Annotated in this window: 21 protein-coding genes; 13 read left to right on the top strand and 8 right to left on the bottom strand. The window is 41.7% G+C overall.

Features of this window, described 5'->3' with window-relative positions; genetic code table 11:
• Positions 1 to 49 precede the first annotated feature (49 nt).
• From ACZ5GY_RS08725 to ACZ5GY_RS08690, 8 genes are all read left to right on the top strand, one after another.
• Positions 50 to 1069: an ABC transporter substrate-binding protein gene (locus ACZ5GY_RS08725; RefSeq protein ID WP_213691109.1), complete on the top strand. Its 1020-nt coding sequence runs from the start codon at positions 50 to 52 to the stop codon at positions 1067 to 1069.
• Positions 1056 to 2846 (top strand): choline/carnitine O-acyltransferase, encoded by a 1791-nt coding sequence (locus ACZ5GY_RS08720; protein WP_213699301.1) that lies wholly within the window; start codon positions 1056 to 1058, stop codon positions 2844 to 2846. Before ACZ5GY_RS08725 ends, ACZ5GY_RS08720 begins: the two co-directional genes overlap by 14 nt.
• A gap of 36 nt (positions 2847 to 2882) precedes the next feature.
• Positions 2883 to 3077 carry a hypothetical protein gene (locus tag ACZ5GY_RS08715; RefSeq protein ID WP_213691107.1) on the top strand — a complete coding sequence of 65 codons (195 nt, stop codon included), beginning with the start codon at positions 2883 to 2885 and terminating at the stop codon, positions 3075 to 3077.
• A gap of 21 nt (positions 3078 to 3098) precedes the next feature.
• Positions 3099 to 3269: a hypothetical protein gene (locus ACZ5GY_RS08710; RefSeq protein ID WP_213695932.1), complete on the top strand. Its 171-nt coding sequence runs from the start codon at positions 3099 to 3101 to the stop codon at positions 3267 to 3269.
• A 147-nt stretch (positions 3270 to 3416) separates the two neighbouring features.
• Positions 3417 to 4040 (top strand): HAD family hydrolase, encoded by a 624-nt coding sequence (locus ACZ5GY_RS08705; protein ID WP_213691296.1) that lies wholly within the window; start codon positions 3417 to 3419, stop codon positions 4038 to 4040.
• A 15-nt stretch (positions 4041 to 4055) separates the two neighbouring features.
• Positions 4056 to 4763 (top strand): AzlC family ABC transporter permease, encoded by a 708-nt coding sequence (locus ACZ5GY_RS08700; protein WP_213691297.1) that lies wholly within the window; start codon positions 4056 to 4058, stop codon positions 4761 to 4763.
• Positions 4760 to 5065, top strand: a complete 306-nt coding sequence (locus ACZ5GY_RS08695) for an AzlD domain-containing protein (RefSeq protein ID WP_213691298.1) — start codon at positions 4760 to 4762, stop codon at positions 5063 to 5065. Before ACZ5GY_RS08700 ends, ACZ5GY_RS08695 begins: the two co-directional genes overlap by 4 nt.
• Before the next feature lie 33 nt (positions 5066 to 5098).
• Positions 5099 to 6916, top strand: coding sequence for a thioredoxin domain-containing protein (locus ACZ5GY_RS08690; RefSeq protein WP_323401867.1), 1818 nt, complete (start codon positions 5099 to 5101; stop codon positions 6914 to 6916).
• A 40-nt stretch (positions 6917 to 6956) separates the two neighbouring features.
• On the opposite strand, the gene ACZ5GY_RS08685 is transcribed toward ACZ5GY_RS08690, so the two are convergent.
• Together ACZ5GY_RS08685 and ACZ5GY_RS08680 are read right to left on the bottom strand one after the other, a co-directional pair.
• Positions 6957 to 7571 carry a DedA family protein gene (locus ACZ5GY_RS08685; protein WP_213695934.1) on the bottom strand — a complete coding sequence of 205 codons (615 nt, stop codon included), beginning with the start codon at positions 7569 to 7571 and terminating at the stop codon, positions 6957 to 6959.
• A gap of 20 nt (positions 7572 to 7591) precedes the next feature.
• Positions 7592 to 8950, bottom strand: a complete 1359-nt coding sequence (locus tag ACZ5GY_RS08680) for an MATE family efflux transporter (protein WP_213691301.1) — start codon at positions 8948 to 8950, stop codon at positions 7592 to 7594.
• A gap of 123 nt (positions 8951 to 9073) precedes the next feature.
• Here ACZ5GY_RS08680 and ACZ5GY_RS08675 point away from each other — a divergent pair, with 123 nt between their 5' ends.
• On the top strand, positions 9074 to 9748 hold the full coding sequence (locus ACZ5GY_RS08675) for a hypothetical protein (protein WP_213691302.1): 675 nt from the start codon (positions 9074 to 9076) through the stop codon (positions 9746 to 9748).
• Positions 9749 to 9829: 81 nt separating this feature from the next.
• Here ACZ5GY_RS08675 and ACZ5GY_RS08670 read toward each other — a convergent pair whose 3' ends face one another.
• The 6 genes from ACZ5GY_RS08670 to ACZ5GY_RS08645 form a co-directional block, all read right to left on the bottom strand.
• Positions 9830 to 11476 carry a dipeptidase gene (locus ACZ5GY_RS08670; RefSeq protein WP_213691303.1) on the bottom strand — a complete coding sequence of 549 codons (1647 nt, stop codon included), beginning with the start codon at positions 11474 to 11476 and terminating at the stop codon, positions 9830 to 9832.
• Between the two features lie 88 nt (positions 11477 to 11564).
• Positions 11565 to 12734: a M14 family metallopeptidase gene (locus ACZ5GY_RS08665; protein WP_307879795.1), complete on the bottom strand. Its 1170-nt coding sequence runs from the start codon at positions 12732 to 12734 to the stop codon at positions 11565 to 11567.
• A 19-nt stretch (positions 12735 to 12753) separates the two neighbouring features.
• Complete coding sequence (locus ACZ5GY_RS08660; protein WP_213691305.1) at positions 12754 to 12918, bottom strand: hypothetical protein; 165 nt, start codon at positions 12916 to 12918, stop codon at positions 12754 to 12756.
• A 6-nt stretch (positions 12919 to 12924) separates the two neighbouring features.
• Positions 12925 to 14253, bottom strand: a complete 1329-nt coding sequence (locus ACZ5GY_RS08655) for a C4-dicarboxylate ABC transporter (protein WP_213695936.1) — start codon at positions 14251 to 14253, stop codon at positions 12925 to 12927.
• 81 nt (positions 14254 to 14334) lie between these two features.
• On the bottom strand, positions 14335 to 14916 hold the full coding sequence (locus ACZ5GY_RS08650) for a DUF6305 family protein (protein WP_213690877.1): 582 nt from the start codon (positions 14914 to 14916) through the stop codon (positions 14335 to 14337).
• A gap of 218 nt (positions 14917 to 15134) precedes the next feature.
• Positions 15135 to 16760 carry a C69 family dipeptidase gene (locus tag ACZ5GY_RS08645; protein ID WP_213690878.1) on the bottom strand — a complete coding sequence of 542 codons (1626 nt, stop codon included), beginning with the start codon at positions 16758 to 16760 and terminating at the stop codon, positions 15135 to 15137.
• A gap of 643 nt (positions 16761 to 17403) precedes the next feature.
• Between ACZ5GY_RS08645 and rpoD the strand changes: the two genes are divergently transcribed.
• The 4 genes from rpoD (at position 17404) to ACZ5GY_RS08625 (ending at position 21433) form a co-directional block, all read left to right on the top strand.
• Positions 17404 to 18540 (top strand): RNA polymerase sigma factor RpoD, encoded by a 1137-nt coding sequence (rpoD, locus tag ACZ5GY_RS08640; protein WP_213690879.1) that lies wholly within the window; start codon positions 17404 to 17406, stop codon positions 18538 to 18540.
• Positions 18541 to 18612: 72 nt separating this feature from the next.
• Complete coding sequence (locus ACZ5GY_RS08635; protein WP_213690880.1) at positions 18613 to 18894, top strand: PQ-loop domain-containing transporter; 282 nt, start codon at positions 18613 to 18615, stop codon at positions 18892 to 18894.
• Between the two features lie 8 nt (positions 18895 to 18902).
• Positions 18903 to 21083 carry a PAS domain-containing protein gene (locus tag ACZ5GY_RS08630; RefSeq protein ID WP_213701406.1) on the top strand — a complete coding sequence of 727 codons (2181 nt, stop codon included), beginning with the start codon at positions 18903 to 18905 and terminating at the stop codon, positions 21081 to 21083.
• The gene (locus tag ACZ5GY_RS08625) at positions 21080 to 21433 is read left to right on the top strand and encodes a cupin domain-containing protein (RefSeq protein WP_213691114.1); all 354 of its coding nucleotides are present in this window, start codon (positions 21080 to 21082) and stop codon (positions 21431 to 21433) included. The genes ACZ5GY_RS08630 and ACZ5GY_RS08625 overlap by 4 nt, the downstream gene beginning before the upstream one ends.
• Positions 21434 to 21464 lie beyond the last annotated feature (31 nt).

Genomic DNA, 21464 nt, shown 5'->3' with positions numbered 1-21464 from the left:
TTATGTTATAATCAAATTATTATACTAAATTTTAGAAGGGAGTTTTGATATGAAAAGTGAAAAATGGTGGAGAAAAATATTGTTTATGTTTACGTTGTCAGTTGTTCTTTTTAATCTAGCTTCTTGTGGTTTTTCCACAGAAAGTCCTGTTATTTTCCTTGATTTTAGTTGGGAAAGTGTTCAAGTTCATAACAGAATTGCAGCGTATATTATCGAAAAAGGTTTTGGACGGAGTGTAATTTATACGTTTGCGGAAGTTGTGCCTGGGCTTATGGGATTGGAACGAGGGGATGTTCATATTGCCATGGAAACTTGGGTAGACAATGCTGGTGAATTTTGGAAGAAAGCAGAGAAGCGCGGTAAGTTACGGTCTTTGGGGAAGAATTTTCCAGATGCTCCTCAAGGATGGTATGTTCCTACATATTTAATTAAGGGAGATCCAAATCGGGGAATTAAACCTATGGCACCGGATTTAAAAAGTGTAAAGGATCTGTCTCGTTATTGGGAACTATTTCGAGACCCCGAAAATCCTCAAAAAGGACGTTTTTATAACGGACCAACTGGCTGGAACGTAAGCGTTACAAACGAGAAAAAAATGAAGTCCTATGGACTGAATTCCCGTTATACTGTTTTCTATTGTGGTTCGGCAAGCGCCCTTGCCACAGCTATTGCATCTGCATATGAAAAAGGGAAGCCTGTTCTTGCATACTATTGGGAGCCCACTCCTATCTTGGGAATGTATGATATGACGAAATTAGAAGAACCTCCTTATGATGAAAAAGTATGGAATACATCTGGAGGATGTGACTTTCCTGCTTCAAGGGTTTTAAAGACTATAAACACGGTGTTTGCTGAGGAAAATCCGGAGATAGAAAATTTTCTTATAAAATATGAGACGACTATGGGTGAGACAAACACCTTTTTAGCATATATGAAAAGAGAAAGTGCTTCTTCTTTTGAAGCGGCAGTTTGGTTTTTAAAGCATTATTCGGAACGTTGGCATCAATGGCTTGATGATCCTCTCGTGATCAAAAACGTAGAAGATGCGTTAAAAAATGAAAAAATATAAATATTTTTGTTCGAAAGAGAGCCGCTTGCCGGCTCTTTCTTTTTCCGATTTAAATAAAACTTGTCAGTTGTTTTCCATGTGGAGCAAGCCGTTTCTCTCTTCTAATGAAATAGAAACGACTCAAAAAGCGGTGAAAAATTTTTTGCAATCGCCAGAGAAGGGACCTTTTTTGCAAAAGATGCTAGAACAACGTTTGACCGAAGAAGAGTCTTTTCTTGAAAATCTCCCTTATTGGGAAAAATGGTATTTAAAAGCGAGAGATCCTTTGCCTATATACAGTAATCCTTATTATGTCTTCAACGATTCTTCAACTTCATATAGCTTATCTCTATGTGATAGGGCAGCGAAAAGTGTTGTTTCATTTTTGCGTTTTCGAGAAAACCTGTTGCAAAATCCAGAAATAGAATGGGATGAGCGAAATCCTTTAAGTTTGGAACAATATAAAAATTTTTTTTCGACAACGAGAATTCCTGGACTCAATCAAGACTTTTTAAAATCACCTTGGAGCTCGAATGGAGAGGTTACCACAAAAGAGTCTCATATTATTGTAATCTTTAAGGGTAATTTCTATAAGGTTGATGTTCTTTCTGATAAGGGGGACATTAGGGACACTAAAGAATTAAGTGGTGTTTTTTTATCTATTTTGCAGAGTTTCTCTGAAGGAGATGTGTCTACAGAAAGAATATCTTCTCCAGCACTTCTGACAACCCTTCCTAGAACAGATTGGTTCTATTGGCGAAAACGGCTTTTGCAGATTGATTCTCAAAATATTCATGCCATGAATATTTTGGAGAAAGCTCTTTTTGTTGTTTGCTTAGAAGATCATCCACTCCCTCACACAATGAATGTGTGCAGAAATGTTTGGCATGGAAAAGGAGGAGATCGATGGTTTGATAAATCTCTACAGTTAATTATTGGTCCAGGATATAGAGGGCTTTGTTTTGAACATTCAGGTTTGGATGGAGCTGCGGTCACTCGATTAGTTCGATGGGTTACTGAAGATGAAAAGGTTATCTTTCCACGAGGAGTTATGGTGGGAACACTGGCAAAAAAAGTTTCGTTTATTCTTGATTCCTCACTATGTAAAGCTATAGAAAAAGCTGCAGCACATTTTGACTCAATGATAAAAGGAACGTCTTTAATCGTTAGAGATTTTCCTTCTTTTGGATTAGAGGATATAAAAAAGCATTCTCTTAGCACAGATGCTTTCGTTCAAGTGGCTATTCAATCAAGTTTTTTTAAGAGCTTTTCCTCTCTCCCTCATGTTTTTGAATCGGTTCATCTTCGTCACTTTCGAAAGGGACGAACAGACGGAATGCGCCCTGTTACAAAAGATTCGGTTCTCTTGGTTAAGGGAATGAGAGAAGGGTATAAGAAAGAAAATCTAAAAGAGTTGTTACAAAGAGTTTCTCAGTCTCATCGAGAAAGAATTGCTATGTATATGAACGGTTATGGTCCGGAAGCTCATTTATCTTTGCTCTACGAAGTGTGGAAAGAAAATTCCAAGGATGGGAAAATGCCTGATATATTCCAATCCCCAGGCTGGTTACATTTTACTCAAAATGAAATTACCACAAGTACGACATTACCTACTGGTCTTAAAGCAGCAGGGTATGGGCCAGTAGAAGAGAAAGGCTTTGCGGTTCGTTATCTCAGGTATCCTCATTCTCTTCGGTTTAGTTTTTCATCTCGATGTAGCGAAGAGGTTCGTCTGAAGATTTTTATTGAAAATATGTTTTCTTCCCTTGAGGAAATGATGACTTGGCAGATATTCTAATATATACTATTGGGGGTATTCGTGAGGAGGGGTAGAGTGAGAAAAATAGTCTTATCAGTAATGCTCGTATGCAGTCTCTATATTTTTTCGACAGGGTCAGTTCTTTTTGCTTTGGAAGCGCCACAAAATACTTCAGAGCTTACCTTTGCTTTTTCTGATCAGGCACTGGAGTTTTTGCAGCGTTTGCCTCAACCTCTGTATCTTGATTGGGGATATTACAGGGGTATTTGAGGAGAAGATGCATCGGCTCTCGTGAAGAGCCAAAAACCGATTGATCCAGAATCTTTCGTTCTCGTTTCCCATGGCGACGTTACGCTGTGGGTACGAAATAGTATGAAATTCAAAGATGATATTATTACTCTTGAATTACTAGAATTTCGAGGTAATAAAATTTTGATTAGTAAATCGGTCCTTTACGATTAAAGTTTAATAGGAATGACTAATCTTCCGGTGTTTCCTTTGTGTAAAAGGAAACACCGGAATTTTGCTTTTTTCTTTTTCTTAAGGTACGATTCTTTAATATCTAAAAATTTTTGAGTCAAGCAATTTTTTTGACAAGGTGGAATTAACGTGATAAAAGCTGTCGTTTTTGATTTTGATATGACTTTGGCTGATAGCAGTTATGCAATTACTGATTGCACCAATCGTTTGGCACAAGAGCACGGATTGCGTAAGGTAACGAGAGAAGAGGTCTTGAAGACTATTGGTATGCCTATCCGAGATTCTTGGCTTCAGCTTTGGGGAGAGTTTAAAGAAGAATGGCTTACTCAGTATAGAGGATTTTTTGTAGAGCAGGAATATGCTGGAATTCGGCTTTTTCCAGGCACAGTCATGCTCTTGGAATCTCTTCGCAATAAGGGAATTCGTCTTGCAGTGGCATCGAATCGCCAAAATGCACGTCCGGTGGTAGAGTCTCAAAAACTTGATGGCTTTTTTGAGCATATTATCGGTATTCAGGATGTAGAACATCCTAAGCCTGCTCCTGATATTTTGCATAAAAGCATGGAACTTTTAGATGCTGCTCCTGAAGAAATATTCTACGTAGGGGATACAGACCTTGATATGATGACGTCTGTTGCTGCTGGAGTTCGTGGAGTTGGTTTGACTACTGGTAATTTCTCGTCCCACGAATTAAAAAATTCTGGTGCTTATTATACCTTCGATAAAATAGAAGACATACTTACTCTTTTTTAGAGGTTTGTTAAGGATATGAAAGAAATAGAGAGAAACAGCCTTTATAGCGGATTCAAGGCAGGTATTCCTATTGTCATTGGGTACATACCAATTGGCATGGCTTTCGGACTTTTAGCTCGTAATGTAGGGGTATCTTTTGGTGAAAACTGCCTTTTTTCTATCCTTGTTTTTGCAGGAGCAAGTCAATTTATGGCGTTGGATCTTCTCAGGGCCGGGATAGCCACAGGAGATATTATTTTGGCAACCTTTCTTCTGAATTTGCGCCATATGGTTATGGGAGCTTCATTGGCAGCTCGTCTCAAAAATGTAAATAAGAAGTGGCTACCATTTATAGCCTTTGGCATTACAGACGAAACTTTTTCTGTAGCTTCTTTGCAAGGTAAAGAGCTGTCTCCTTTTTTCTTGATGGCATTAAATGGGGTGTCTTACGCGGCGTGGATAGCAGGAACTGCATTGGGGTATGCTGTCGGTACTGTTTTGCCCGAGACTGTTCAGATTAGTTTGGGAGTAGGACTGTACGCTATGTTTACTGCTATTTTGATTCCGGAAATAAGGAAATCTATGACGGCTCTTTGTTTAGCTGGCTTCTCCGGTTTGGTTTATTTTATTCTTGACGCTTTGGAATTTTTCCCTGATGGCTGGAAGCTTATTACAGCTATTATAGTTGGTTCTTCGGCCGGTCCTTTTCTTTTGAAAGACTCTTACGAAGGAGAAAAGATATGAAAAGTTCTTTGCCCCTTATTATTGGAATGCTTATTGTGACGTACATTCCAAGATTTTGCCCTTTTTGGATATTATCCCAAAAGACCATATCTCCTTCGATGAGGAAGTTCCTTTTTGCCATTCCCTACACTGCTCTTGGAGTTCTTATTGTTAGAGGCGTAGCAGAATCTTCTTCTGAGATGGTAATTCCCACATTAGCTGGCATTGGTACGGCAGCTATCTTCTCATGGTTTGGAAGGGGATTGATTTTCTCTGTATTGGCGGCTATTTTTATTACCTATGTGACGCTATGTTTAAGTTAACAGTGTCATTTTTTGATTTTTAGAGGTGAAGTAATGAAAAATAAATCGAATAGGTTAATCAATGAAAAAAGTCCGTATTTACTTCAACATGCTCATAATCCAGTAGATTGGTATTCATGGGGAGCTGAAGCCTTTGAGAAAGCTAGAACAGAGGATAAACCCATATTTTTGAGTATCGGATATTCTTCATGTCACTGGTGTCATGTTATGGAAAAGGAGAGCTTCAGTGATGACGAAGTTGCTAACCTCCTGAATGATGCTTGTATTTCTATAAAAGTGGATAGAGAAGAACGTCCGGATATTGACCATGCATGTATGGCCGTGAGTCTTATCATGAATGGGAGTGGCGGATGGCCCTTAAATCTTTTTCTGACGCCAGATGGTAAACCTTTTTTTGCGATATCCTATGTTCCCAAACGGACGTCTGGACAGATTCCAGGTCTTGTCGATATAGTTCCACGTGTTAAGTGGCTTTGGCTTATGCAAAAGCAAAATGTAATTCAATCAGCAGATAGTATTTTAGAAGCTTTGAAAAAGGGAATATCAAACCAAAAAGGTTCTTGTCCGGGGCGAAGTGTCGCAAAAGAAGCATTTAAAGGATTGTGTGAGAGTTTTGATCCTTTGTGGGGAGGATTTGCGGATTCCCCCAAATTCGCGATGCCTCATTCTCTTCTTTTCTTACTTGAATATGGGAAGATGTTTAAAGAGGATAAAGCTTTTGAAATGGTGGAGCGAACACTAGAGACGATGGCTATGGGGGGAATACGAGACCATCTCGGTGGAGGCTTTGCCCGCTATTCTATTGATAGGGAATGGAAAGTTCCTCATTTTGAAAAGATGCTCTACGATCAGGCTCTTCTCCTTTTGGCTTATGCCTCGGCATGGGAAGTAACAGGCCGAGAAATGTATAAAAATGTAGCTTTTGATATAGCTTCATATGTGTTGCGAGATTTACGCTCTCCTCAGGGAGCTTTTTATGCTGCCGAAGATGCCGATAGTGAAGGAGTAGAAGGGCGTTTTTATGTGTGGTCGGAGAAGGAAATACGGGAGATATTGCCGCCAGAATCATTGCCTCTCTTCCTAAATGCGTACGGCATTCAGAAAAGTGGGAATTATAACCATCCAGTTACTGGACGACGAATGGGCGATAATATTCTCGCTCTTTCTGCCCCTATTCCTCAATTGGCGGAAAAGTATGAGATCGACTTGCAAACGTTAGAAAAAGAGTTAGCTGCCTCTCGTCATTTGCTTCTTGACGCGAGGAATAAACGTTCTCGCCCTCATTGCGACAAAAAGATTCTTACAGATTGGAATGGCTTGATGATTGCTGCTTTAGCGTTCGCGGGACGAATTTTTAAAGAACAACGTTTTATTGATGGGGCTCAAAAAGCAACGGAGTATATTTTATCTAAGGCTGTTCATGTAGAAAAAGGAATCTATCATAGCGTTGTGGACGGTAAAGGATCTGTTTCTGGTTTCCTCGACGATTATGCTTTTTTGATCTGGGGACTTCTCGAATTAGAAGAGGCTACAGGAAAGCCAGTCTATGGTGAGCGAGCAGTAAAACTTTCTGAGCGCATGGATTCTCTCTTTTATGACGAAAATAGTGGTGGCTATTTTATGACCTCTGAGAAAGATGAGTTGCTCTTTTTCAGACCCTTGGAAGCCGAAGATGGTGCTGTTGTTTCAGGTAACTCTGTGGCTATGATGAACTTATTGCGTATGCACCAAAGAACTGGGAAAAAGGAACATCTTCAAAAGGCTCGATCTATAGGAGCTGCATTTGCGCAAAACGTTCAGCAGAATCCAGTACTCTACACCCATTTTCTTACTGCAGTTCTCGACTTTTAAAACTCAGGAGGCTCGTGTCTCACGAACCTCCTGAGTTTCTTTACTTTCCGTTGTTTTTGTTCTTTTTTCTTACATAAATTGTATAAATAGAAGCGATAGAGAAGCAGAAAATAACAGCAATAATTGTTACGGTGTGAAGATATTCAGTTACCAATTCTTTATTATTTCCTACCCAATATCCCACAAAGGCCAGTATTGTTACCCATATGCCTGACCCTATAGCAGTAAAGATACAAAAGGGAAATAGAGGCATTCTAGATAGCCCGGCAGGAAGAGAAATATATTGTCGAATCCCGGGAAGTAAACGCCCTATAAGAGTACTGATGTGTCCATGTCGTACGAAAAAATGTTCCGCTTTATCGAGCGTTGATTCCTTTAGAAAGAAGTATTTCCCATATTTATGGAAAAAGGGACGCCCAAATCGGAGAGAAATCCAATAATTGAAGAGGGCTCCGAGAATACTCCCCAGTATTCCCATTATGATAACAAGTAAAATATTCATTTCGCCGATTGAAGCTAAGTAGCCTGCAGGTGGTATTACAACTTCACTTGGGAAGGGAAAAAAGGAAGATTCGAGAAACATAAGGCATATGATTCCGAGATATCCAAGATGTCCAATAGTTGTGACGAGCCAAGATACGGCAGTTTCAAGCATAGAGTCAATTCTCCTTTTCTTTATCGTAATCTTTCTGAGCAAAGCGTTGTAAGACGTTGCATTTCCCGCCTATATAGAATCAGAGTTATTATAGCTGCTAAAACATCAGAAATGGGGTAGGCCTTCCAAATTCCTTGAAGACCATATATGGAGGGGAGAAATAGAACCAGTGGTATTAATAGTAATACTTGACGAAGCAAAGAGAGAAAAAGAGCAGGTACAGCCTTTCCTATAGCTTGATACAGTCCAGAAGCCATAACTTGAAATCCTATAAAAGGGAAACCTATAGCCATATACCTAGATGCTGTAATGCCCAAGGGGAGAAGTTCTCTGTTGGTGCTGAACAAAGAGATGAGTGTCTCTGGCATGAAATAGAGAAGAGCGGCAGAAAGAAAACATAAAAAAGTAGAAATGGCTATTGTGAGTTTCATTGCTGTCGTAACCCGACAAAAGAGCCTTGCACCAAAATTGTAGCCGACGATAGGAAGAAGTCCCTGTACTATTCCAAAGATGGGCATAACAGCAAATTGAGTTATCCTGAGTAAGATTCCAATAGCGGCAATTGCTGCATCTCCTCCCCAAAAAGCGAGCTGTCGATTTATAACTACGAGTGAAAGACTTGCTGCTCCTTGTCTGAGAAAAGCGGAAAGGCCAATAGCTATTACTTCAGATAAAATGTTGAATTGGGGTTTGAGATTACGTAAGGAAAAACGGACATCGCTCTTCCCTCTAAGATAGTATAATCCTAGCCATAGTGCTGTTGAGGCTTGAGCTATTACGGTTGCTATCGCTGCTCCTTGAATCCCCATGCCTAAGATAAATATAAAAATAGGATCGAGAACGACATTTACTCCTGCTGAAATAAGCATGGTTTGCATAGCAAAAGTTGCGTTTCCTTCTGCTCGTACTGCATTATTGCATGCGATTGAGAAGGCAAAGAAAACAGATCCTGCGAATAGAATCTTCATATACGCGGCGGCAAAAGGAAGAATAGCATCTGTTGCTCCGAAAAGACGGAGGATAGGTTCAAGAAAGTAAAGTCCGAAAGATGCGGCTATAGCGCTAAGCAGCAAGGTTGAACTCATAAGGTTTCCAAGAGTCTTTTCTGCTTTTTCTCTATTTTTTTCTCCGAGACTTCGTGAGATAATAGAAGCACTGCCCACACCAATTATTTGTGCTGTTGCCATGATTACCATTTGAATTGGAAATGCAATGGATATTCCAGCAATAGCCAGCATGCCAACGCCCCGCCCTACGAAGATCGCATCGACAACGTTATAGAGAGCTTGAGCGATCATTCCTACCATGGCGGGAAAAGATAGCTTGGGAATCAGTTTCAGAATAGATTCTTTTTCAAGGAAAGTTGATTCATAAGCCATCTGAAACCTCCATAATACAAAGAGTTTCTTAAAGTATAACAGACAGGTAATTCCGCGCTTGTAGGGTAACGAGTGATGCGATATATTATACAAATTGTTTCCCGGGAAGGAGGTATATAAGCTATGAATAACCTTCCATACTGGAATGTCAATCTTGATATGGATATTGCGTCGTGGTTGCCTTTGGGAATTGACTACCGCCCTATATCGGTGAACCATCTCTATAGCGGTGAACTTGTTACATTAGCATCTCTTTCTTTATCACTAGGAAGTGAGCTTTTTTGCCTCTCGAGTCCCCGCATGGGTTTTGCAGGTCCTTTTCTTCGAGATTGCATGATTATTCCTGGACGTGCAAGAGGGCTGACCTTGGGATTCACAGCAGTTTTTGGTTACTCAACTTTGATGGAGGATTTAGTGGCGCGGCAAACAGATGGGAATCGAGCTATACGTGCTGGAGTTTCCCTGTGTAACTTTTGGAGCAGATCTATGCTTCTGGGGAGTTTTAAAGCAATTGTTCTCGTTAGTTCTTCTCCTTTTTTTGACGATGAAGATTTTCTCGCTCAGTTTCTTGAGGCAATGAGAAAAGAGAAGGGGAACCGGGAATTAGGATTTTTTGCCGAACAGTTTGGGTATCGGCGTTTTTCAATTCCCTACGAGACAGATGATCCTTTAAAACTTGAGATTAGTCGTCTCCTATATGAAATGGAATTCGAAGAGACGCGAGAAGCAGTTGGCCCGTCTCCAGAAGTGCCTTTTCCTTCTCCTCTTAGCATGATTGCAAAGTTAGCTAAAGGGTAAGATAAAATTATATCGGATCGAAATAAAAAAGGGGCTGCCTTAATTGACAGCCCCTTACTTCTTTACGTATTTACGTTAGTGCTATTTTTTAGGTTCAGATTCTTCTTCGCCGAAACCAACTGTCTTAAGCCAATCTGTGGGGTAACCTACAGACTGCTGTTTACCATCAGGAGATGTGATGTAGCCGTCGGAATATTTGCCGACAAGAGTCCAAGCCAGGTTCCACCAGCCTTCAACAACTTTATTAATGCTGTTGTTGGTGTAGTTGGTAAGATAGGCTTTAGCTTTTGCAGGGCTTTCTTTGTAAAGAGCGACAGCTTCTTTATCTACGACTGACTGATACATAAAGAATTCATCTTCGTAAGCTTTCTGAGCTTCTTTGATGTCTTTAATCATGTAGCTGAATTTAAGATCTGCCCAGTTGGAAACAAAGTTGAATGCCCACCAAGCGGAATTTCTATCAAACTCTGCACGCTTACCGTCGGTTATGCTCTTGGGAAGAGATGTGACACCGGCGTAAATTGGCATATAGACTGTGGAGTGAGGAGCATCTTCTCCAAACCACAGAACACCACCGATGGCGTCGGGAAGCCAGCTACGAGCCTGAGCGACAAAGCTGTAAGAGCAGCGGAACATGGAAATAGCTCTTGTCCAGTCTACGCCCTGTTTATCTTCAGGACGAACGCTCTTCGGGGTGGGGTAACGGTTTGGTGTTCCGAAGGGGCCAGCAGCCATTCCCTTTGTAAGATCAAAGCGTGTTCCTTCAAGGTAATCACGTTTAACAGTCATAAGGTCTCTTACAGAAATCTTCTTGTCGGGTTTTACCATCAGAGGATACATCTCAGCAGCATCTTCTGCGATCTTAAGGGAAGGTGCAAGAAGGCTCATGACTCTCCACTCACGTCTCTGCTGATAGTAAGGAGTTCCGTAAGGTTCTGGGTTATAGATTTTGTGGAAGACAAATTTCTCTCCCTCTTTCCACCAACCCATATCTTTTGCGAATTCTTTGATGTTGGAAGAATACATAAAGTTTTCTTTGTCGTTCCAGTCGATTTCGCCGATTCGAGAACGGTTAGCGGTTACTGTGAAGCAATCATCGGGCACACGCTGGGCAACCCAGACAGCGCCGGGCTTACCGCTTTCAGGTGTCCAAAGGGGACCAGGTCCGCAAATATCGAACATCCAGGCTTCGCCTTTGCCGTCAACGATATTAAGGGTCTCTCCGCCGTCACCATAGCCGTACTTTTCAGCAAGGGCACCCATGATTTGAATGGCTTCGCGGGCTGTTTTAGCGCGTTGAAGAGCAAACACTTCAAGCTGCTCAATCATCATCCAGCCATTTTCGCAGTAGTTTTCGTCACGTCCGCTCCAAGTGTCTTCTCCCATGATAACCTGATGTTCATTCATGAAAGGATAACCCACATGGAAATATGTGTATGTTTCTTTCGCCTGAGGAATTTCGCCGACTTTTACAAGAGGCTTGTTAGGGCGTGTGCCATGGCATATCTCTTTATAAACGGGCGTCATTTCTCCCTCTTTGTGTGCTGCACCGGGAATGACTCTGACACGGTTATCATACCAACCATCGCATGTATGGGTTACCATTGCAGAGCCATCGACAGAAGCTTTCTTTCCTACGAGGATTGTGGTACATGCAGATGCCACAGATCCGGCAAGGAAGACTGCAAGAGATGCTATTGTTACTACTTTAAGCATTTTAGAATTCATACACTTTCCCTCCTTTTTTTGTGTTGCCACTACTTCGTAAACCAGTTGACATAGAAAAGATCAGATGTTTACGAGATTTCACCCCCTCTTAATCGTAGTAGATGTTTTGAGCTGGTGCATCCTCAGGGTTTTTCATATAGGTGCCCAGCGTGTTCTCTATAACTTCCGTATAGCCTGGAACCCCAGAGATAACAACGGGGCGATCAACGGCTGTAAGAGAATAAAATTCAAGCATTTTCTGGAATGTGGAGGAATGGCGTCCCACCCGAACATCGATAGGCCAGCCCCGCTCGTCGATAGGAGCGTAGAGGAGCTTGTGTTCCCCCGCCTTCATAACAAACTCATCGCGGCCCGTCATGAGCAGATATTCGTCGGTAATGCCACGAATACGGTCAAGCATGGGTTCGGCGACCTCAACGAGAAGAGACATGGCGTCGGTATGATCGCCGATCTCTCTGTGAGACAAGCCGTGAAGGGCCTTGGGTGAAAACTCCATGCTCAGGGGCACTTCGAAAAGCTCGGCGGTGAGGGTCATGGATGTCATGGCCGCTACGGCCTGCCCCTTCTCATGGCTTACGATGGTATTTTCCACCGGATATTCAAGCTCGGCCTCGTGAAGGTCCACGGCGATATCCACCTTCTCCTGGCGAATGAGCTGGGTCATGGCCCAGGTGGTTCGCTCTGTAAGGGCGCCGTTGGGTCGACCCGGCCAGGTTCTGTTCAGGTTTCTGATATCCATATAGGCCAACATCTGACGGCTGGGATAGTGGATATACACTTCGGGATCGGGCCACGAGTCCAGTGGATTGGTGCAGCGGTCGCCCATACGGAACTGCTTCTGTCCCCACGGCGTCTTCACGTAGTAGTACGTGGGGTAGGCCTCGCCCATACGAGTGCATGTAGAAGCGCTTCGGTTCGCCCGAATAATGACGATGAGCCGTCCCTGCTCCACCTTCACGTTCTCGGCGACGAGAAGGGCTCCGAGGTTGCACGCCGGCTCCTCGGGGTGGGTTCCTCCAAGAAGCAGAGCCGTTCCGCCAGGAACACCACTGTCAAAAATGTAGACGTTGCTGTCGTTGGGCGTTCCCTTCAACGTCGGTTCGTAGTCTGAGAGTTTCTTCACCTCAGTAAGTGAGGGAGAGGGAACTACCGGTTCCTTGAAATGTCGGTGTCCGTAAAACTCCCGTCCGGCAATAGCCACGAAAACAAGGGCTACGACCAACGAAAGTATCTTGATGCCATTCAGTTTTCCCTTCATCTTCTCTTCACCCCTCTTCCTACTTCAGCCGAAGGATTCTCAGCACGAAGGGCATGAGCACAATGCTGTAGAGCACTGCTTCCTGGGCATTCCTTGTCTTGATGAAGTTGCAGAGTATGGCGCCTCCGAAGAAGAGGACCATAGCGTAATACAGGTACATAATGATGGTATTTGCCAATATCATGATTCTCTAGCCTCCAAGAAATGACAGTCTGGTGCTGAAGATGAGAAAGAGCGTTCCCAAGATGGCGATGAAGGCCATGGGCACCAGACAGGCTTTCACAAAATCCCCGAAATACCGTCCCTTATACCCCAGTTCCATAACTGTGGCCCGTCCCACGACGGCGGTTGGCGGCAAACAGTCTCCCAGAGGCCATATGACCGCCATGGCCGATAAGGCGATGATGGGGTCGAGACCGCGCATGTTGAAGAGCATGATGAGCGGTACGCCCAGCAACGGAGCAACAGCATACTGCACCAGTCCCTCAGAGAGGGGCAGAATAATGCAGAGGGTGAGGTAGAGCACTCCCAGGGGAAGGGTAACCACCGCCAGGGAGATGAGCCCTCTCGCTCCGCTCAGGGCCATAATCTGTATAAGTACACCTACAACCACCATGATGCCTACGAGAGGAAGAAGGCCGTGAACGGTGGAACAGGCGATAGACCAGAACTGAAGTTTGCGCGGGCTGAGAAGCACCACTGCGAAAGAAGCGACCATGAAGAGCAGGGGCAATCCCAGTACGGGCAGTGAGAAGAACCAGATTCGTCCCGCAATAACGCAAGCCAACAGTAGAATGAATGGGGCAAGAACTCTGAACCAGTTTTGTCCTTCCGGCGCTTCCGGAAGATTGGCCAGAGCCTGGTCGAGATCAATCTTCTTCGTTCCTCGTCCTGCAAGCCAGAACATGGAGAAGAGCGCTCCGGCAACGGAGAGGACAAACAGCGGTTTGCCGAATCCCACGTAGGGCATGTTGGCACCAGCGGCAGCCATCATGGCCCAGAGGTTGATAGGAGGAGCGGCAGCGCTCATGGCTGCTCCTAAAAAGATGATGGCCGCCCGTTTCGTTTCATCGACACCCATGGCAGCCAGAACAGAACCAACGAGGGCTCCTACGGTAAGAACCGTTGTTGCACCGGAACCGGTCAGGGCTCCGGGAAGAAGCAGCACGAAGGTGAGCAGCAAAAGGCAGATGGTTCGTCTTGAATGGAAGGTCGAAACGATCTTTCGAACAATAAAGGCGACGCCGCCACTTTCCCGAAGAAGGGCCATGAAGAAGGTAGCCGTGAGAAAAATGAGGCAGACATCAAAGTAGGTGAAAGCGCCTTCCACAATGTGACGAATGGGAAGAAGGGCCACGGGATTGTGGGGACTTCCCGTTACGCTGAGCATGATGGAGTGGGCGGCAGCTCCTGCCAAGGCTGCTACGAACATCGAAAGCTCCGTGCTCAGCTTCATGACTTTCGGAATGATGAAAGCCACGGCTATGACTAATAAAATTACTACTGAGTGTGTGAACATGACTGAGTCGTTCCTTTCCTTAATCTCTTTTGTAGAGAAAACAAGCCCCCGGTTACAACCGAGGGCTCTTTGAAAAAATAACTATTTGCTTAACTCTTTCAAGCTTGTGCCAATGGCAAGGGCATCTTTGGCTTCAATCAGAGGTTTATTATTTTCTTCGGCTAATTTTGTAAAATAACCATCGGTATTACTGTTTGTAACGATAAGTATTGCATCTCCAAGGGGAATGATTTCATCTATAGAAGCTTGGTCGGCACTATCTGTACGACGAGCCATTCCTTCTACGTGGGCAGTAATAACAATAATCCCTTCGGCTTTTGCAGCTTCAATAACTTCTTTGCATCGTGCTATTTCTTTGTTGACGTTAGTGCCTGCAGCACCCATTCCTTTGCCGCTTGTACCGGTAGTCACGATAAGAGTCTTGTAACCTTTGCCCTTTAACTCGCTTGCTGCAATGGTATTATTACTCTCTACAGGTGCCAGCTTAGCTTGCATAAGAGACATCTTTACCATTACCGCACCTGGGCTTTGTCCACAGGTTGTTACAATAATAGGAGCTTCAACAGTGGGTGTTTCTGCTGCTATACCAGCTCCAGCTACATTAAGAATGGCAAAGAGACAGACCACTCCTAAAAGTAGGGAAGTTTTTAGATTCATTTTCATGATGTTTCCCCTCCTTAAAAAATAAACGCGACTTTGTTACCAAAATCGCGTTTGTCTGTGCATACCTTAACTTGAGCATTGAGAAAGAACAATATTTTTGATTTTTTCGTTCACAAGTGTATCTTTTTGTTCATAACAAACCTCTTGGAAAGCAAGCTTTATCGTTCTCTACCAGCTATGCGGCATTTTGAACAAAAAGAACAAAAAAGAACGAAATGCTATTTTTTCCTGTTATTGTTATATTTTGTTATTAAATCCCAATTAAGTTGCCACCATGCCTTTTCTGCTTTTTCCATGCATTCGTTTGTAAATTTAGTTACATATTCTTGTGCTTTAGACGAATCCTTTTTAGCGAGTTCCAGGGCTTTCTTGTCTACTTCTAATACTTGTTTTGCAAAGTTTTGCTCCAAAGGATTTCTTACTGCTTTTAAGTCTTCCATAGCTTCTTGATAGCGGTGATTCACGAGATCATCAGCTAAAATGAATCCCCACTGTGCAGAGCTAAGGTTAAAGGAGTTACGATCAAAAGTTCTCCAGCTTTGTCTTGTTCCAAGAACACCCGAGTAGATCGGAACGTAACATGTAGTATGTGGGTTATCGTAACCAAACCAAAGTACCGTTCTTACAGGTGCGGGATAACCAGATCGAGCCTGTGAAACAAAACTATAAGCACAATCCCATTTTGAAATAGGTCTGCTATAAGGGATTTTTAAGAGGTTTCGCATATCTTTTGTTACAAATGGCGTTGCAAGAGGACTTTTTACCATTTTGTCTCCTTCTCGGACATACCATGCTTTTTCTGCTTCCATGTCGAAAGGAGTTTCTTCCATATGACTACGTAACATTGTCATTACATCTTGTACGGAAAGTTTCTTTTGAGGTTTAATTGCAAAGGGATAAGACATGGTTTCTGCATAAGGATCCCATTCTCTAGTTGGATCTAGCTGGCTATAAAGTGTGTAAAGCCTATTACGTATCCACATAGACGATAAAGACCAATCTTCATTTCCAGTGAGAGGAGAATAAGCTTCTTGCCAAATAAAGGGCTTATCACCGTTAGGATCATACCAGCCGTTATCAATAGCCAATTGCTTATAGTTCTTGGCAGCCATGAAGTTGTCTTTGTCATTGATGTTAATTTCTCTAATGCGGCTCATATTAGGGACGACAACAACACAATCATCTGGAACTCTCTGTGCAGCCCATACAGCACCTGGCTTGCCACTATCTGGAGTCCACATAAATCCTGCGCTACGAATTTCAAAAATCCAGGCTTCTTCTGAATCTGTAATCGTTAGACATTCTCCTTCGGTGCCGCAAGAAGGAAGGAATCCATATTTTTCTGCAAGTTCGCCAATAACTTTAATGGCTTCACGGGCTGTTTTAGCCCTTTGTAGTGCAAGAATTTCCAGTTGTTCTATTGTCAGTATCGCACGTGCATCAGGACGAAAAGTTTTTAGTTCTTCTTTTTGTCCAATAGTAGTTTCACCAATAGCAACCCCATGCTCATTCATGAAAGGATAACCTACATGAAAATAAGTGTATGTCTTTTCTACTTGAGGAATTTCTCCTATTTTTACAGGTTCAGAGTCTTCATCCATTCCAATATTCCAAAAGACATCGGCCTTACTTCCTGCAGGGAAGGTTTTCCCCGGTATTGTACGAACTCTTGCATCATAAAAAGCGCCATCTGCGGTATGGGACGTAATAACGGATCCATCAGCAGAGGCTTTTTTCCCTACCACTATGTCAGTGCAACCCCAGGCAGAGAGAGACATAAAAGAGACAAGGAGAACCGTAAAGACTACAAGTATTCCAGGGCGTAACTTTTTCACCTTAACCATCCTTCTTTCATTATTATGATATTTGAGTACAAATTCATTCCCATGAATTTTCTTATGATGGCTGCATTGTAAAAACGCTGAAAAAGTGTAACGAAATCTCTTTTTTGTATGGTGGTTGTAGAATTTTGAACGACGTGTCAAGGTGCAAACTGCATACTGCATCAGAAGTTTTTATATTGAAGGTTATTAATTGTTAATGCTAACTTGGAATAAATAAAAGGCAATGTTTTGAAAATTTTGTTCATAAGTGTATCTTTTTGTTCATAACAAGACTCTTAAAAAGCGAGCTTTATTGTTCTCCATAGGCTCTGTAGGCTCTGTAAATTTTTGAACAAAAAGAACAAAATAAAAAATATGAATAGATACTCGTCTTGAATTTAATATGCGGGAGGATGAACTAGAGGTAAGCATGAGCAACAACAATTTGGTTCTGTTTGAATTATTATACAACAACTGGTTTGTGTTTTACTTGCGAACATTCATATATGATATAATATCACGATATATTTAATTGTAGAGTTAATCTAAAGTCAGATCAGGCAAGGATAGTTAACTGGCCTGTTCTTTTTTTGCGCTTTATAGCTTGAGAAAGAGCAGGTATAATATGTCTATGCAATAAAACCAGAGGAGGATTACTCTCTTTATGGAGAACAAAAAAAAGCAAACTAAAAGAGACGTTACAAAAGAAGAGCTTGCTGTTTATATGAATAAGGTGCGAGAACTTATTCAAGAGGGACAAAATAAGGGATATGTGACCCAAAAAGATATTGAAAAATACATCCCCATAGAATTTTGGAGTGCGGAAGTACTTGAGAATGTTGTAGCAAATCTTATGGAGATGGGGATTGAAGTAACTGATGATGAAGGAAAAGAAAAAGGGCAGCATATAGCTGAAGAAGAAGCTCTTGCTCAACCCTCTGTCGATGGTGAAATAGGTAAACTTGATGATATACCATTGACAGATCCTGTCCGCATGTACTTGCGAGAAATTGGAAAAGTTCCCCTTCTAGAACCAGAAGAGGAAGTTGCATTGGCGAAGCAGGTAGAGGCAGGTAGTGAAGTGGCTAAGCAGAAGATCATTGATGCTAACCTTCGCCTTGTTGTGAGCATTGCAAAAAAATATATCGGGCGTGGAATGTTATTCCTTGATTTAATACAGGAAGGGAACCTGGGACTTATTCGTGCTGTAGAAAAATTTGATTATCGAAAAGGTTTTAAATTCAGTACTTATGCGACGTGGTGGATACGTCAGGCTATTACTCGTGCCATTGCCGATCAGGCAAGAACAATCAGGGTTCCAGTTCATATGGTGGAGACAATAAATAAAATGGTAAGGGTTTCGAGGCAGCTCGTTCAAAAACTGGGGCGGGAGCCGTCAGATGAAGAAATAGCGGCCGAGATGGAAATCGAAGCTTCTAAAGTTGAAGAAATCAGACGTATTGCCCAGCTGCCTGTTTCTCTTGAAACACCCATTGGAGAAGAAGAAGATAGCCAACTTGGAGATTTTATTGAGGATAGGGATTTACCGAGCCCGGAAGAATCAGCAGCAAGTCATTTGCTTCATGAACAAATAGATGAAATGTTAGAGGCTCTTTCAGAGAGGGAGAGAGAGGTTCTTCAATATCGCTTTGGTTTGGAAGATGGACGTTCATATACACTTGAAGAAGTTGGTAAACGTTTTGGTGTTACGCGGGAAAGAATTCGTCAAATAGAGGCAAAGGCCTTACGAAAATTGAGGCACCCCAGCCGGAGTAAAAAATTAAGAGATTTTCTTGATTAATTATTAGTCAAAGTATAAAAAGACGCGCTATATGCGCGTCTTTTTAATGTGTATTTGAGAGGATGGTTACAAATGATTGGTAAGATTTTCGAAGCGCTTATGGTGATTTGTTTTGGATTGGCGTGGCCTGCATCGATTTGTAAGTCATGGAAATCTAAAAGTACGGGAGGTAAGAGTCTTTCTTTCCTTTTTATTATTTTAACAGGGTATGCGGCAGGTATAGTGCATGTGGTCTTAGATTATGAAGGTTTTAGCTGGATTCTCATTTTATATGGATTAAATGCTATTATGGTAGGTATTGATACGTGCCTTTATTTCAGGAATAAAAGGATTGAATCTCAATTAGAAAAATAGGAGCATAGATGAACGGATCAGTAGCGTATCCTCAAAAGGGAATGGTATTGCTTGTTAAAGAGTATCTCAAAGGAGAGGAATCTTTAGAGCAAATTCTTTATGAGTGGGGATATGCTGTGCTTGTTGTTTCTGACCTAAAAGAAGCTTTATTATTAGCAAAACAGGGGTCTCCTTTTATTGTTTTTGTAGGTCTGTCTTTGGCTAGAGACGTAGAAAAAATAGAATTGATTAAACAGTTAGGGCGGCTTTCTTTGATGGGAGTTGCCTTTGTAGTCGATTGTTTTAGTGAAGCAACATATAGTTTAGCTCGGGAAATTAAGGGGGGAATGTTTCTTTTCCCCCCCATTGAAGAGGGAAAAGTTCGATCACTTATAACAAACCTTCTTCCGGAGTTCGATAAATCTTTACCTTCTCTACGTCAAAAATCCATGTCTGGAGAAAGTGAGGATGTTATGCCTATAGCTGTGTGGACTCAGGATTTTTCTGTTCAAAAAAAATTTTTGGAAGAAATTTTTCCTATTGATTCAAAAAAAAGTATACATACGTTTTTGCTTGAAAATCGCCATATCCTTCATGCTTGCATAGCCCTTTCTCGCATTGTAGATGCAGATAGCAGAACCCTAGACTTTTTTAGCGTCTCTTCTGTTCATGAATTGCAATCTCTTTTTCAAAGTTCTTTTTCAAGCGAAGGGGAAATATTTAATATTGCTCTGTTCGAAGCTCTCTTAAAAGGAGAACGTTTTTTTGAAAAGGATATTTTCCTTACCCTTCCCGATGGAACTTCTTCTGCTTCCGTCTTGATTCGGTGGTCGGTCCCTTATGGGAGGACTGATTATACGAATGTTCACGTTGTAGCTCTTGATGTTTCATCTATTAAGCAAAGTGTTTTTGAATTAGAGTTGCAAAAGAAAAAATTTGAGAGAATTTTTCAGAGTTCGCCTGCAGGAATTGCCATATTGGATCCTTCTCTAAAGGCAATGGAAGTTAACGATGCTTTTGTTCATATGTTTGGCTTTTCTAGCAAAGATGAAATTATGGGAAAATCCGTAAGTGACTTTATTGTCCCATCAAAGTATATGGCCCAGTCTTTGTCCATTTGCCAAATGGTTCTTAATGGGAAAAAAGTTTTTTTGGAAACGCAACGATGTCGTAAAGATGGTCAAATTATCGATGTTTTCTTGAACTCTTCTCCGGTGACAATGCCTGGTGGTATTGTTGCTATATGTTATCTTTATACGGATATTTCAGAAAAGAAACGGGGAGAAACTCTTTTAAAACGAAAATTGAAAGTTGAGCAGATGGTTTCAGAAATATCAGCTGAGATTTTGAATTACCCTTCTTTAGAAAACGCTATTCGTAGTTCACTTCATAAAATGGCATTGTATATTGATGCAGACAGAGTTTCATATCTTGTCAAACGTCATGGAAAAATTTCTTTTTCCTCGGAATGGCGCAGAAGAGATATCCCCCCAATGAAGGCGTTTTATGATGGAGATGAGGATGTTTTTCTCCTTAATTCGGACTCTTGGTTTTGTGCCAATCTTGATCGGGGAGAAGCTTTTTCCATAGAAAATAAGAATATTTTGCCTCGGGAGGCCATACATACCTTAAACTTCATGAAACGACATAACGTAGAGTCTCTTCTTGTCATTCCCTATCGTTTTCGTGGAGAGGTGAACGGATTTATCCTTTTCGAGAGAATAGAAAATTATTTTAATTGGTCTAAAGATGAATTATCCTTGTTCAACCTTTTTGCTGAGATGCTTTCAAGCCTTAAAGATAGGGATGCTGCCTATGAAATGCTTCATCAAGATAGAGAGAAGTATCAACGACTTTTTTTACAGCTTCAAGAACCTTTTATGCTTTTTGATGTCTTGTATGACAAATTAGGGCAGTTAGCAGATGTGCGTTTTATAGAAATCAATGAACAGGCCAGACTTTTTTTGGAGAAAAAAGGGTATGGTGATATAGTGGGGCGTTCCCTTTTGGATGTGTTTTCCGTAGAAGATTTAGTTTTTAAAAATGCGATGAAAAATGTTATTGAGACAGGAGAACCGCAAACTTTAAGTTTTAATAGTATGCTTTTAAATTGCACGATGACTCTGAGCTATTTTGTTCCTCAAAAAGGACAATTGGCTATTCTGATTTCTCATATTTCTGAAAGCAGCGAAAAGGGGAGGAAGGCATGATTATTTATAAAGACAAGCAGCAGGTGCAACAAAAATGTAACGCTTCTGATGGAGAGGGGATATTACATTGTCTCTATGCCATTCCCAAAGGGACGGGGTTTTCTGGTAGCTCTTTTTACATGATAGGTACAATGACTTTGGAGGCTGGGGCCTCTATAGGAACACATTTTCACGAAGATGATGAAGAGTGTTATGTAATTTTAAAAGGCAAGGGACGCTATGAAGATAACGATGGTTCTTTTCATGAAGTAAAAGCTGGAGACGTAACTCTGACATTTAGAGGTGAAAAACATAGCCTTGTAAATGTGGATAAAGATCCTTTGGTGTTTTTGGCCATAATCGTTAAATAGGGAAAACAAACAATAGAAGCCAAAGAGAAGG

The organism is Aminobacterium thunnarium (genome assembly GCF_055390565.1).
The sequence above is the reverse complement of the archived record's forward strand: the minus strand, read 5'-3'. Positions and strand labels throughout refer to the sequence as shown.

What these genes read in the sequence shown, in the direction of transcription:
- ACZ5GY_RS08695 (WP_213691298.1), top strand. Translation starts at nt 4,760, where the DNA reads ATGAAAAGTTCTTTGCCCCTTATTATTGGAATGCTTATTGTGACGTAC.
- ACZ5GY_RS08680 (WP_213691301.1), bottom strand. Translation starts at nt 8,950, where the DNA reads ATGGCTTATGAATCAACTTTCCTTGAAAAAGAATCTATTCTGAAACTG.
- ACZ5GY_RS08630 (WP_213701406.1), top strand. Translation starts at nt 18,903, where the DNA reads ATGAACGGATCAGTAGCGTATCCTCAAAAGGGAATGGTATTGCTTGTT.
- ACZ5GY_RS08665 (WP_307879795.1), bottom strand. Translation starts at nt 12,734, where the DNA reads ATGAAGGGAAAACTGAATGGCATCAAGATACTTTCGTTGGTCGTAGCC.
- rpoD (WP_213690879.1), top strand. Translation starts at nt 17,404, where the DNA reads ATGGAGAACAAAAAAAAGCAAACTAAAAGAGACGTTACAAAAGAAGAG.
- ACZ5GY_RS08670 (WP_213691303.1), bottom strand. Translation starts at nt 11,476, where the DNA reads ATGAATTCTAAAATGCTTAAAGTAGTAACAATAGCATCTCTTGCAGTC.
- ACZ5GY_RS08690 (WP_323401867.1), top strand. Translation starts at nt 5,099, where the DNA reads ATGAAAAATAAATCGAATAGGTTAATCAATGAAAAAAGTCCGTATTTA.
- ACZ5GY_RS08660 (WP_213691305.1), bottom strand. Translation starts at nt 12,918, where the DNA reads ATGATATTGGCAAATACCATCATTATGTACCTGTATTACGCTATGGTC.
- ACZ5GY_RS08655 (WP_213695936.1), bottom strand. Translation starts at nt 14,253, where the DNA reads ATGTTCACACACTCAGTAGTAATTTTATTAGTCATAGCCGTGGCTTTC.
- ACZ5GY_RS08645 (WP_213690878.1), bottom strand. Translation starts at nt 16,760, where the DNA reads ATGGTTAAGGTGAAAAAGTTACGCCCTGGAATACTTGTAGTCTTTACG.
- ACZ5GY_RS08725 (WP_213691109.1), top strand. Translation starts at nt 50, where the DNA reads ATGAAAAGTGAAAAATGGTGGAGAAAAATATTGTTTATGTTTACGTTG.
- ACZ5GY_RS08720 (WP_213699301.1), top strand. Translation starts at nt 1,056, where the DNA reads ATGAAAAAATATAAATATTTTTGTTCGAAAGAGAGCCGCTTGCCGGCT.
- ACZ5GY_RS08650 (WP_213690877.1), bottom strand. Translation starts at nt 14,916, where the DNA reads ATGAAAATGAATCTAAAAACTTCCCTACTTTTAGGAGTGGTCTGTCTC.
- ACZ5GY_RS08625 (WP_213691114.1), top strand. Translation starts at nt 21,080, where the DNA reads ATGATTATTTATAAAGACAAGCAGCAGGTGCAACAAAAATGTAACGCT.
- ACZ5GY_RS08635 (WP_213690880.1), top strand. Translation starts at nt 18,613, where the DNA reads ATGATTGGTAAGATTTTCGAAGCGCTTATGGTGATTTGTTTTGGATTG.
- ACZ5GY_RS08700 (WP_213691297.1), top strand. Translation starts at nt 4,056, where the DNA reads ATGAAAGAAATAGAGAGAAACAGCCTTTATAGCGGATTCAAGGCAGGT.
- ACZ5GY_RS08685 (WP_213695934.1), bottom strand. Translation starts at nt 7,571, where the DNA reads ATGCTTGAAACTGCCGTATCTTGGCTCGTCACAACTATTGGACATCTT.
- ACZ5GY_RS08675 (WP_213691302.1), top strand. Translation starts at nt 9,074, where the DNA reads ATGAATAACCTTCCATACTGGAATGTCAATCTTGATATGGATATTGCG.